The sequence below is a fragment of the Parasutterella excrementihominis YIT 11859 genome (assembly GCF_000205025.1).
Taxonomy (GTDB): Bacteria; Pseudomonadota; Gammaproteobacteria; order Burkholderiales; family Burkholderiaceae_F; genus Parasutterella; species Parasutterella excrementihominis.
Map to the genome: position 1 here is coordinate 1 of NZ_GL883742.1, position 11120 is coordinate 11120.

The following is an 11120-nucleotide window of genomic DNA, read 5'->3' on the forward strand; positions in this document are numbered from 1 at the left end:
ATTTCGATTTAAAGATGAATCAAACAGTTTTTGCTGGACGTTCTGTCAACAGGCACAAAAAAACCTCCGACTCGCAGAGGTTTTCTTGGAAAGTTTTGGGTTAGAGGGCATCACTCGCAAAATCCGCCAGGCGGGATCTCTCGCCGCGCTGCATCGTGATGTGCCCCGAGTGCGGCCAGCCTTTGAAGCGGTCTACCACATAGGTCAGACCGGAGGACCCTTCCGTCAGGTAAGGTGTATCGATCTGAGCGATGTTGCCCAAGCAGACGATCTTGGTACCGGGACCGGCACGCGTGATCAGCGTCTTCATCTGTTTCGGCGTTAAGTTCTGAGCTTCGTCAATGATGACGAACTTATTCAGGAAGGTACGGCCGCGCATGAAGCTCATAGACTTAATGCGGATTCTGGAGCGAATCAAATCTTCAGAAGCTCTGCGACCCCAGTCGGATCCGTTGCCGCTGCCGCGGTTCAGAACTTCGAGGTTATCGTCAATGGCACCGAGCCACGGAGCCATCTTCTCTTCTTCCGTGCCCGGCAGGAATCCGATATCTTCGCCCACGGAAATGGTGGCACGCGTGATGATGATTTCGTTGAAGCGTCTCTGCTCCATCGTCTGGGTCAGACCTGCTGCCAGCGTGAGCAGCGTCTTACCGGTACCGGCTTGGCCGAGCAGCGTCACAAAGTCGATGTTCGGATCCATCAGGAGATTGAGCGCAAAGGCCTGCTCTCTGTTTCTGGCGTTAATGCCCCAAACCGTGTGCTTCGGATTGAGGTAGTCATCAATCAAACGCACGGTGGCGCGGTTGCCTTCGACCGACATGACCTGTGCATAGAACGGTGTGGCGCCTTCCTGTTCATACCAAATGAACTGGTTCACGAGGAAGCTCGGAACGAGAGACCCTTCGATCTGATACCAAGTACGACCGTCTTTCTGCCAAGACTTGAGGTTTCTGCCGTGTTCGTCCCAGAAGTTGGCTGGCAACTTGAGCGTTCCTGAGTAAAGGATGTCGCTGTCCTCGATCATCTTGTCGTTGTAATAATCTTCAGCGACAAGGTTGAGGGCGGCAGCCTTCAGACGCATGTTGATGTCTTTAGACACCAAGACGACGTCGCGGTCTTTGACGCTTTCCTTCAAGCCTTCCACCACGGAAAGAATCTGGTTGTCGGCTTTGCCCTGCGGCAGCATCGGAAGCTTCACGTCAAAGGGCTTGGTCTGAATGAACAGACGGCCAGTTGCTTCACCGTGGTTCAGTGTTTCAAGCGGAATGCCTTTGTCGATCGGGCCTTCCAAATTCTGCAGGATGCCGTCAAGCGTACGGCTGACCTGACGAGCGTTGCGGGCCACGTCGGTCATACCGCTCTTGTGGTTATCGAGCTCTTCGAGCGTCATCATCGGCAGATAGATATCGTGTTCCTGGAAGCGGAAGATACTCGTCGGATCGTGCAGCAGCACGTTGGTATCAAGCACATAAAGTTTGTTCTTGCCGTCGTGCTTGAGATTTTTGTTTCTTCTGTGTGCCAGCGTCGTTTCTTTGAGAACCTCTTTGGTTTCAACCGGCGCGGCGGCTTTAACTTCCTGCTTGGCTTCTTTAGCGGAAATCGGTTCAACGGTTGTTTTCGTGCGCAGAGTCTTCGCTGCTACAGCAGGTTTAGCTGCCGCCTTGGTTTTACGAGGCGCGCGGGCTGCTGTCGGTGCCGGCGCCTGTGTCGGCAGTTCGGCCGGAATGTCGGTGAGGACAGATCCCTTAGCGACCGGGGCTTTTGGTAATGGCATATGTGTTCCTTCGGGCTCTTCTTTAGAGGAGAGCGGCTTAAAAACCTATTCTTTCTTTGATGCTCGCCGTCTCAATCAAATTACGAGAGCCGCAATTACAATGCCGATCATTGTAAAGGCCAGTCCGAGTTTGATGACGATCCCGATCATCATTCCGAGCCATGTGGCAAAACCGACCTTACCGCTTTTGAGAAGGTCTCGATGATCAATAAATTCGCCGATGGCTGCGCCGAGCAGCGGCATAAAAATCAACCCCCATAAACCGGTGAAGATGCCGATAATGGTACCGATAAAGGATCCTAAAATGCCGAGTTTGGTTGCCCCGGCTTTCTGCGCGCCGAGCGTCTGTGCAATCCAGTCGACAATCAGACCGATAACGGTCAGCACGGCAAGAATCACCAGCGTCATCACGCTAATTTCGTTGTAATGATCGATGAATGCGGCCAGCCACGCACCTGCAAAGATGAGCGGGAGCCCCGGAATCATCGGGACGATAGTGCCTGCAAAGCCGATGACCATGAGGGCAGCGGCGATGACCCAAAGAATAATATCCAGCATTGATTAATAACCTGCGTGCATTTGTGCCGGTGTGGCTCTGCTGACAAAACGCGTATACATACCTTGGAAGATCAGATTCACGGTACCGGTCGGACCGCTTCGCTGCTTGGCGATAATTGCTTCGGCATCGCTCGGCGCATTGGAATCCACCGCCGGCATCGGCTGACCGTCTTCCCCCATGTCGTCCGTCTTCTGCTGATAAGCGACTTCACGGTACAGAAAGATGATGACGTCGGCGTCCTGTTCGATAGAGCCGGACTCTCGCAAGTCACTCATCAGCGGACGCTTGTTGGGACGGGTATCCACTTCACGCTTTAACTGAGAAAGCGCGATCACGGGAACCTTCAGTTCACGGGCAAGACCCTTGAGGCCGCGGGAAATTTCAGCAATTTCCTGGGCGCGGTTCGCGTCATTGCGTCCGCCGGATTCGCCGGACATCAGCTGGAGGTAGTCAACCACGATCAGACCGAGCTTGCCGCCTACACGGCTCATCAGCTGACGGGCGCGGCTGCGCAGATTCAAAATGGAAATACCGGCGGTATCGTCGATGAAGATCGGCGCTTTTTCCAGAGATTCGGCGGCGTCGTAGAATCCGCGCCAGTTTTCCAGATGACCGGTTTTGAGTTCTGACTGTGGAATTTCTCCCTTGGCGCTGAGGAGACGACCGGTAACTTCTTCGGCTGACATTTCCAGCGAGAAGACCCCGACAGGCAAGCCTTGATTGCTGCCGACGTGCAGCGCGATATTCAAAGCAAACGCGGTTTTACCCATGGCCGGACGACCGGCGATGATAATGAGCTGACCGTCATGCATACCGCTCGTCATACGGTCGAGATCCGGGAAGCCCGTGCTAGTGCCGGAGACATTGCTCGGGTTGTCAATCTCGGAGAGTTCACGAAGATGATCCGTGTAATCGGCCAAAACCGCGTCGATTTTTTGGAAACCGCTGGACGAGCGGGACAAATCCTCACTGATGCGAAGGACTTTTGCCTGAGCTTCGTCCAACAAATCCTTGGCTTCGCGAGCGCCAGGATTCATGGAGTCATTGATGATGTCGTTACCGGTTGTAATTAAACGGCGGCGAATCGAACGGTCGCGAATAATTTCCGCGTAGCGCAGAACGTTAGCCGCACCCGGACTGTAATCCGCGAGTCGGTTGAGATATTCGAGGCCGCCGGTCTCTTTTTCGAGACCGCCCTCACGCAGGATGTCGTGGACCGTCAGAATATCGGCCGGCTTTCCCTGCGAGAGCAAGCGCTTAATGTTTTCGAAAATTAAGCGGTTTCCGTAGTCATAAAAGTCCTCCGAATCGATTTTTCCGCCGATCAAGTCGAACGTATTGTTATCGATCAGGAGTGCGCCCAAAACACCGTCTTCAGCCTCTTTTGAGTAAGGCGGAGTGCGGTATTGCTGGACTTCACGATCTTCGCTGCGAATATCGGGCATCGTATTTATGAACTTCCTTTTTTCCAAAAGCAGATGAGAAAACTATAGCTGAAAGAGCAGAGACATGAAAAAAAGAAGCCTCCCAAAAATGTGACATTTCTGAGAGGCATTTTGAAGACCGAAGTCTTCAGGAATTTCTTCCTCAATTAGGCTTCAGCAACAACCTGAACGTTGACATTAGCAACGATGTCGTGGTGCAGGTCGATCTGCAGCGGGTACTCGCCGACGGCTTTGATAGCACCCAGCGGTGTACGAACCTGGCTCTTGTGGATATCGTAACCAAGTTTTTCGAGGGCTTCGGCAACGTCCATGTTGGTCACAGAACCAAACAAACGACCGTCGACGCCGGCCTTGGAAGCGATAGTGATGGTCAGACCATCGATCTTGCCCTTGAGCTCTTCAGCCTTAGCAAGACGTTCAGCCTGAGCGCGTTCGAGTTCAGCCTTGTGGGCTTTGAATTCTTCGATCGCAGCTGCTGTAGCACGCTTAGCCTTCTTTGTCGGGATCAGGTAGTTACGAGCGAAACCGTCTTTAACTTTGACGACGTCGCCGAGCTGACCGACGTGAGGAATAGATTCAAGCAGAATGATTTGCATGTTGATTTCCCCCGATTACTGATTGTCGGTGTAAGCAAGAAGAGCAAGGAAGCGAGCACGCTTAATTGCTGTGTCGAGCTGACGCTGATAGTGAGCCTTCGTACCTGTCAGGCGAGCCGGCATAATCTTGCCGTTTTCCTGGATGAAGTCGCGAAGTGTGTCGATATCTTTGTAATCGATCTGGTCAACATGATCAACTGTGAAGCGGCAGAATTTTTTACGCTTGAAAAGCGCGTTCTGCTGATTAGGGTTACGAGGTCTACCCTTTCCTTTGGCACCAAAAGCCATGATTTACTCCTTTTCGAATTCCGTTATATGCAGGACAAGTTTGCGTGAACGCGCCGAAGATGTTGTCAGAAACCCTCTGAATTTCAAACGGCTTCCGAGCTCCACCTCATTGAGAGCCTTAGCAGCCGGACCGACTGCCGCCGCTTCTGCGGAAAAGCTCAGTTTTCTATCCGATCCGGCTTCTTGGACCACCGACATATGGCGGATGGCCAGGTCAAGAATGGGAACAGAAGCTAAGGTGTAGCGGATGACGTCTTTCTTTTCAAGAATTCCGTCCAGTTCGAACGAGTTCACCTCGCAGTCCTAAATTAAGCCTGGGCTTCAGCCAGGGCTTCTTCAGCAGCCTGAGGTGCGGGAGCAGCAGCTTCAGCAGCAGCGCTGGCAGCCTTACGGGCTTCTTCTTTCTCGACAGCCTTCATCATCGGAGAAGGTTCTGTCTCAGCCTTCTTCATTTTCACGGTGAGGTGACGAAGAACGGCGTCGTTGTAACGGAAATTGTTTTCGAGTTCTTCAAGAACTTCGGGGCCGCATTCGATGTTCATCAGAACATAGTGGGCTTTCACGAGTTTCTCGATCGGGTAAGCCAGCTGACGACGGCCCCAATCTTCGAGACGGTGAATCTTACCGCCGTGGCTTTCCACAGCAGCCTTGTAACGCTCAATCATCGCCGGAACCTGTTCGCTCTGATCAGGATGGACGATGAAGCAAATCTCATAGTGACGCATTGAACCTCCTTATGGGAAATAGTCGCCCGGAGCGTCTTCCGGTGTGACAAGGACTAGAAAGTGCGTGATTCTACACCACTTTCAGTAGAAAAAATCCTGATTACTAAATTAGTTACGAAAAACAAGTCGAGGAATAGCCTTAATGAAAATGAGATGCCTGCTTGCTTAGCCTATTACTCTACGAACATCCGGGTTGAATGGTGTGTGCTGCGTTTTCTACTATTCGAATCGACCTATTAGTTCTAATAGTTGAACCTTCCTTGAGTACTCCTGAAGAGAAATTATTTCTCCGGTGTTCGTTAATCGTTGCAAAAAACACATTGGCTACACCTGTCTTTCATGGAGGAGCCGCTTTTCCCATCAGATAGGGCTCCGTGCCGGGATCTGTAGGAAAGGACTTGCAACAGATCAAAAAATCGAGGCCGTGATTTAGCACGACCTCTGACTTAGCAAACTTCAGATTCCGCTTAAGGCGGATACTGATCAGCCAACAGTACGCTGACGCACGGTTTCAAACAAACAAATACCGGCAGCAACGGAAACATTCAGACTTTCGACCGTTCCCAGCATCGGAATCTTCGCCAAGTCACTGCAGCGGCGGCGCGTCAATTGACGAAGACCGTCGCCTTCGGCGCCGAGTACCCAGCCGAAAGCGCCCTTTTGATCAAATTCATAAATGGTCTTTTGAGCTTCACCGGCTGTGCCGATGATCGGAACACCGGCGTCAACGAGCTCAACAATCGAACCCGCCAAATTCGTAACTCGCACAATCGGAACGGTTTCAGATGCGCCGGCGCTGGCCTTCACTGCCGCAGCCGTTAATGTGGCGGAGCGGTCTTTCGGCGTGATTACGGCAGATACTCCTGCCGCATCAGCGACACGGAGGCAGGCACCGAAATTGCGCGGATCGGTCACGCCGTCCAAAAGCAGTAGAAGCGGATTACCGGCGAGATTATCCATCAATGTGTCGAAGGACATGCCGATATCGATCGGTGCAGCTAAAGCAATCAAACCCTGATGCGGAACTTCATGAGAAAAGCCGTCCAGGCGATTGTTGTCGGCCTGCATCAAACGAATGCCGGCCTTTTCAATCTCTTCAATCATCCTGCGCATACGCTGATCGCGGCGCTTCGGATCATAGTAGACGATGCGAATCGACGAAGAATCGCGTTTCATTCTCGAGGACACGGCATGGAAGCCGGCTAGGACTGTATCTTCTTTTTTCATGAGCGTTTCTTTGCAACAGACGGTGCTTTCTTCGTTTTTCTCGCTGCCGGCTTACGCGGTGCGGCAGAAGATTTTACGGTTTTCCTTTTGGCTTCGGTCTTCGGCCTGCTTTGACGATTCTTCGAAACCAAAGCGAATTCTATTCTTCTTGCGTCGAGATCGCAGCGGGCAACCTTAACAGTGAGCTCGTCGCCCAAGCGATAACGCAACCCGGAGTCTTCGCCGTAAATTTCATTGGACTTATCGTCAAAGACGAAGTAATCATCCCCAAGGCCGGAAATATGAATCGCGCCTTCGACATACAAGTCTTCAAGCGTCACAAAGATTGCAAAGGGACTTACACCCGAAATCACGCCTTTAAAGACCTGGCCGAGTTTCTTCTGCATATAGTTGCATTTCAGCCAAGCCATTACATCGTAACTGGCTTCATCGGCACGGCGTTCATGGGCAGAACACAGAAGGCCGAGCTTTTCCCACAAGTCGATATGCGCAACCTTCTTCTTGTCATCGGGTTTTGCCTTGCAGATGATTTCTCTTGTCTGAACCGGAACATCCGCTTCATTGGGTTCAACCAAAATCTTCGGCACGTATTTCCGGCGCCGTAAGATACCTCGGATAGCGCGATGCACCAGCAAGTCAGGATAACGGCGGATCGGTGAGGTGAAGTGCGTATAAGCGTCATAAGCCAGGCCGAAGTGACCGACGTTATGCGGGCTGTAGACGGCCTGCTGCATGGAGCGCAGCAAAATCGTCTGAATCATTGCCTTATCCGGACGATCAGCGATCGATTCCAGCACCTTGGCATAGTCTCCCGGAGTGGGGGAATCTCCGCCGGGCAGCGTCACGCCGAACGGCGCCAAAGTTGCCCTGGCTTTTTCCAGACGATCCTGGCTGGGCGGTTCATGGACACGGTAGAGACACGGAGCCTTATTCTTCTGCAGGAAGTCGGCTGCACAGGTGTTTGCCACCAGCATCATTTCCTCAATGAGGCGATGAGCGTCATTGCGTTCGCGCGGCAGAATCTGTTCGATCTTGCCCTGCTCATTGGCGACAATATAAGTTTCAACCGTCTCAAAATCCATCGCGCCGCGCAATTCACGGCTCTTGATCAGATTCTTGTAAAGATCATAGAGATCCTGGACGTTGCCAAGCACGTGTTCCATGACCTTGGCTTCAGGACCGTTCGGGTTGCAGAGTGCGGCCCAAACATTGTCATAAATCAGTCGTGCCGCCGAACGAATCACAGCTGGGTAGAACTGGTAGGCTTCTACCAATCCGTTGGCGCCAATGATCGCGTCGCACACCATGGTGCAGCGGTCAACCTGCGGATTCAAAGAACACAAGCCGTTAGAAAGCTCTTCCGGCAGCATCGGGATAACGCGTCTCGGGAAGTAGACACTCGTTGTTCTTAACTGAGCGTCCTTATCAATAGAGCAACCGGGTTTGACGTAATGAGAAACATCGGCAATGGCTACGAGCAGACGGAATTTGCCTTCTTCCACAGGTAAGCAGTAAACAGCATCGTCGAAGTCTTTGGCATCTGCGCCGTCAATCGTCACAAACGGAATATCACGGAGGTCTACTCTATCTCGAAGATCGGACTTCGTTACAGAGTCAGAGAAACGCTTAATTTCTTTCTTTGTTTCTTCGGAGAACTTGTAGGGAAGATCGAATTTACGAACCGCGATTTCTGTTTCCATTCCCGGCTCGTCGATCGTTCCCAAAATTTCGACTACGTGGCCGACAGGACTATTAGTGAGAAGGCCTTTATCTTCAAGTTCGGCCACGACGATCTGAGAAGGCGTTGCGCCTAAAGAGCGGCCCGGTGCAATTAAGATCGTTTTGCAAATTCTTGCGTCTTCAGGCACCACAATTCCGACGCCGCGTCTCAGTTCAAAGCGGCCGACAATGCGTTTTAACTTGCGATCGGCAAGTTCGACGATATCGGCTAAAACTCGACCCCTGTAGTCGGTTCCTGCTTCTCTAGCGACAACAATATCTCCGGGAAGAACTTTGGTCATTTCTTCCGGAGAGATGTACATATCGGGAACGTCTTCTTCGCAAATCAGGAATCCGAATCCGTCACGGTGTCCCTGCACCACGCCGGTATGAAGTTTGGCAGAAGAGGTCAGGAGAACAATGTCTTCCCGATTCGTAAAGATTCTTCCTGCCTCTTTCAATTTATTGAAAGCGCGATCAAAGACCTCAGAGGAGATGCCCTTATGAGAAAGCATCACATACTCTTTCAGGTCGTCCATTTCCATCGGGAATCCGGCCGTCCTCAATTCCCGTTCAATTGCCTTTTCAGCCGCTTCCACTCCGGCAGCCAGGATGGCACGCTGCGGCTTAGCAGAAGTCAACGCAGACTTCTGTGTGGTTTTATTCTTCGCAGTAATTTTGAGCCTCAACTAATTAATGTTGATCCTATTTATGCTGGATTGTAATTGCTGAGGTTGCTAACAAAGTCCTAAGATCGCTCAGAGTGGAGATATTTGATTTCGGCCTTCAGGTACTAAAAATATCAATCCAAATTAAGCACATCCAGCATTCCGAGTCCGCGGAACTGGGGAAGAAGCAGAATTAACAGAACAACAATCAAAAGAAAGACCAGTCCGTAGGCAAACTGATGATCCGTTAACTGCCTGAAGAAACGGTATTGGCCTCCCGACGGATTCTGTTCATAGCGGTAGCCTGAGACTTGGAAGTTTTCAGGGAGCTCTGTTTCCCAGTAATAATCGTTCAGACGATATTCATTCCAAACTTTGGGATCTTTTTGACTTCCGAAAGTATCCAGATCTCCGGGCCTTCGAAGATCTCTCAGATAAATCGGACGACGCTCAATGATTTCCTCTCTTTTACGAAAGCGGATGCCCTGTTCATCCAAAAGCTTCTCGTAAGCCAAATCATGTTTCTTCTGCAGATTGGCGAGAAAACGATAAGCTTTTTCGTCCGCTTGGTATTGGCTATCAGCCTCAATCGTGAAGCATTGGTTTTCCAGATAAACCGATTCGTAATAGGGAATCGGATAAAACTCGGTCGACGAAATAGCCTTAGGGACGCAATAACGAAAAAGCACAGAAACACCGCATGGAAAATTGAAGTTGAATCAAGACCGGCTGTATTGCCGCCTGAACTTGAAAAAGGATTCTAACGACAAAGCGTCGGCTTAAGAAATGTTTCTGCCGACTGCGCCTTTGGCACAAAAAGACGGCTCCTTTGCCTATTTTTATCTATGTGAAATCGGTTCGCCTAGAACGAGACGCAGGAAAATTCGGGTCTCGGTGCCGGTTTGGCTCAGCGTTTCTAACGTAGAAACAGCGTGATAAGTGATTTTTGCCTTGGAGACTTCTCAGTCTTCAAGGCTTTTTAGTATTTCAGATCAGAAAAAAGTACGATCAAGCAGGATTACTTTCGAAAAAGATTTGCTCAGACAAAGTTTTGGGGTAGTTGTAGGTATCCGCTTCATCCATACATCCTCTCAGCCAGCGGTAGTACGGTCCAAAAGCTCGGGACTCACGAGTACGAATTCTCAGTCTCGCTCCCATTTTTTCTCCCGAACCCAGTTATGAAGTACTTTGTCGAGCCAAACCGAAGAGCAGTTAGTGACCAGAACCTGATATTTTCTCGTCAAAGGAACCGGCATTCGAATCATCTTTCGGCCTTCTCTGTTAAAAACCTTGTGCCGAAGTTGAGCGCCCAAGTCGAAGTAAATGCCTTTAGCTTGTCTTCCTTACTCAATAGCGATAAACAGCAGACGCCCACTCGATCAGAGAGACTGGCAAGTTCAAACTGAACTTGCAGCAGTTCGTTGATTAGACTATCTTGCTTGGCGAGTTCCGCCAAAATATTCCGCGGAACATAAGCGACTTCGGCATTTGTGATCGCTAAGTAGTGTCCGGCTCGGGCCGTCAGGAGAAGAAATTCAAGTTACCGGCCGCCAAATGACCAGGTGTGGAAAGCGCAATTGCAGGACTGTCTCCTTTTGTTGAGCCGATCGCACGAGCAGTCACGCCTCTAGTAGCGAGGTCCACGTGGTCAACACGTTCACCCGGAGAAAATACTCTTTCTTCTTTCAGCGTTTTGGAAAGACCTAATCTCAAGAAAATCCTCACCAGCACCGGATGAAGGCGATGATGGATCCAAGGCATTACCGGAACGTTAGAAAAAATGGCTCCTGTCGAGTTCGCATTGTTTTTACCTTGAACAATCGATACGTACCAATTTTGAGTGAACCTTGCCATAAGCTCTTTCCAACTAACCTTAGTAACGTGAACCATGCAGAAGCTAGGCAATCATCGAAGGGATGATTAATTTTCACCCTAAGGAATTCCTACGATTCGTCAATAATGGAACGCGTTTTTACCGTAATTAACCCCAAATTAAGTTAAGGATTTGCGTAAAAAGGCTATTAACCTCTCCAAATACTCATGAATTATCGAGAACTAAAAGTCAAATCTGAAACCGTCTCTTTAGAAACTGAAATTTTGCGCTTCTAGATCTTCATTA

The 11120-nt window shown here is 50.4% G+C and carries 12 protein-coding genes; all 12 read right to left on the reverse strand.

Going from position 1 to position 11120, the window contains the following annotated elements; genetic code table 11:
- Positions 1 to 100: 100 nt before the first annotated feature.
- The 12 genes from HMPREF9439_RS09445 to HMPREF9439_RS09500 all read right to left on the reverse strand — a co-directional run bounded on the left by HMPREF9439_RS09445 (position 101) and on the right by HMPREF9439_RS09500 (position 10855).
- On the reverse strand, positions 101 to 1774 hold the full coding sequence (locus HMPREF9439_RS09445) for a PhoH family protein (protein WP_008811642.1): 1674 nt from the start codon (positions 1772 to 1774) through the stop codon (positions 101 to 103).
- 75 nt (positions 1775 to 1849) lie between these two features.
- Positions 1850 to 2332 (reverse strand): DUF456 domain-containing protein, encoded by a 483-nt coding sequence (locus tag HMPREF9439_RS09450; RefSeq protein ID WP_008811641.1) that lies wholly within the window; start codon positions 2330 to 2332, stop codon positions 1850 to 1852.
- A gap of 3 nt (positions 2333 to 2335) precedes the next feature.
- Entirely contained in the window at positions 2336 to 3778 is a 1443-nt protein-coding gene (dnaB, locus tag HMPREF9439_RS09455) for a replicative DNA helicase (protein WP_008811640.1), read from the reverse strand.
- A 146-nt stretch (positions 3779 to 3924) separates the two neighbouring features.
- Positions 3925 to 4374 (reverse strand): 50S ribosomal protein L9, encoded by a 450-nt coding sequence (gene rplI, locus HMPREF9439_RS09460; protein WP_008811639.1) that lies wholly within the window; start codon positions 4372 to 4374, stop codon positions 3925 to 3927.
- 15 nt (positions 4375 to 4389) lie between these two features.
- Positions 4390 to 4662 (reverse strand): 30S ribosomal protein S18, encoded by a 273-nt coding sequence (gene rpsR, locus HMPREF9439_RS09465; protein WP_008811638.1) that lies wholly within the window; start codon positions 4660 to 4662, stop codon positions 4390 to 4392.
- 3 nt (positions 4663 to 4665) lie between these two features.
- On the reverse strand, positions 4666 to 4956 hold the full coding sequence (gene priB / locus HMPREF9439_RS09470) for a primosomal replication protein N (RefSeq protein ID WP_008811637.1): 291 nt from the start codon (positions 4954 to 4956) through the stop codon (positions 4666 to 4668).
- Between the two features lie 14 nt (positions 4957 to 4970).
- Entirely contained in the window at positions 4971 to 5387 is a 417-nt protein-coding gene (rpsF, locus tag HMPREF9439_RS09475) for a 30S ribosomal protein S6 (RefSeq protein WP_008811636.1), read from the reverse strand.
- A gap of 483 nt (positions 5388 to 5870) precedes the next feature.
- Complete coding sequence (gene rlmB / locus HMPREF9439_RS09480) at positions 5871 to 6614, reverse strand: 23S rRNA (guanosine(2251)-2'-O)-methyltransferase RlmB (protein ID WP_008811635.1); 744 nt, start codon at positions 6612 to 6614, stop codon at positions 5871 to 5873.
- Positions 6611 to 8974 carry a ribonuclease R gene (gene rnr, locus HMPREF9439_RS09485; RefSeq protein ID WP_240141215.1) on the reverse strand — a complete coding sequence of 788 codons (2364 nt, stop codon included), beginning with the start codon at positions 8972 to 8974 and terminating at the stop codon, positions 6611 to 6613. Before rnr ends, rlmB begins: the two co-directional genes overlap by 4 nt.
- A 161-nt stretch (positions 8975 to 9135) precedes the next feature.
- Positions 9136 to 9690, reverse strand: coding sequence for a hypothetical protein (locus HMPREF9439_RS09490; RefSeq protein ID WP_008811633.1), 555 nt, complete (start codon positions 9688 to 9690; stop codon positions 9136 to 9138).
- Between the two features lie 319 nt (positions 9691 to 10009).
- Positions 10010 to 10159: a hypothetical protein gene (locus HMPREF9439_RS13295; protein WP_008811632.1), complete on the reverse strand. Its 150-nt coding sequence runs from the start codon at positions 10157 to 10159 to the stop codon at positions 10010 to 10012.
- Positions 10160 to 10522: 363 nt separating this feature from the next.
- Positions 10523 to 10855, reverse strand: a complete 333-nt coding sequence (locus tag HMPREF9439_RS09500; RefSeq protein ID WP_244862432.1) for a hypothetical protein — start codon at positions 10853 to 10855, stop codon at positions 10523 to 10525.
- Positions 10856 to 11120: the final 265 nt, after the last annotated feature.

Bases quoted from the DNA above. Each gene is read 5' to 3' on its own strand.
- HMPREF9439_RS09445 (WP_008811642.1), bottom strand. From the start codon at position 1,774: ATGCCATTACCAAAAGCCCCGGTCGCTAAGGGATCTGTCCTCACCGAC.
- HMPREF9439_RS09450 (WP_008811641.1), bottom strand. From the start codon at position 2,332: ATGCTGGATATTATTCTTTGGGTCATCGCCGCTGCCCTCATGGTCATC.
- dnaB (WP_008811640.1), bottom strand. From the start codon at position 3,778: ATGCCCGATATTCGCAGCGAAGATCGTGAAGTCCAGCAATACCGCACT.
- rplI (WP_008811639.1), bottom strand. From the start codon at position 4,374: ATGCAAATCATTCTGCTTGAATCTATTCCTCACGTCGGTCAGCTCGGC.
- rpsR (WP_008811638.1), bottom strand. From the start codon at position 4,662: ATGGCTTTTGGTGCCAAAGGAAAGGGTAGACCTCGTAACCCTAATCAG.
- rpsF (WP_008811636.1), bottom strand. From the start codon at position 5,387: ATGCGTCACTATGAGATTTGCTTCATCGTCCATCCTGATCAGAGCGAA.
- rlmB (WP_008811635.1), bottom strand. From the start codon at position 6,614: ATGAAAAAAGAAGATACAGTCCTAGCCGGCTTCCATGCCGTGTCCTCG.
- HMPREF9439_RS13295 (WP_008811632.1), bottom strand. From the start codon at position 10,159: ATGGGAGCGAGACTGAGAATTCGTACTCGTGAGTCCCGAGCTTTTGGA.
- HMPREF9439_RS09500 (WP_244862432.1), bottom strand. From the start codon at position 10,855: ATGGCAAGGTTCACTCAAAATTGGTACGTATCGATTGTTCAAGGTAAA.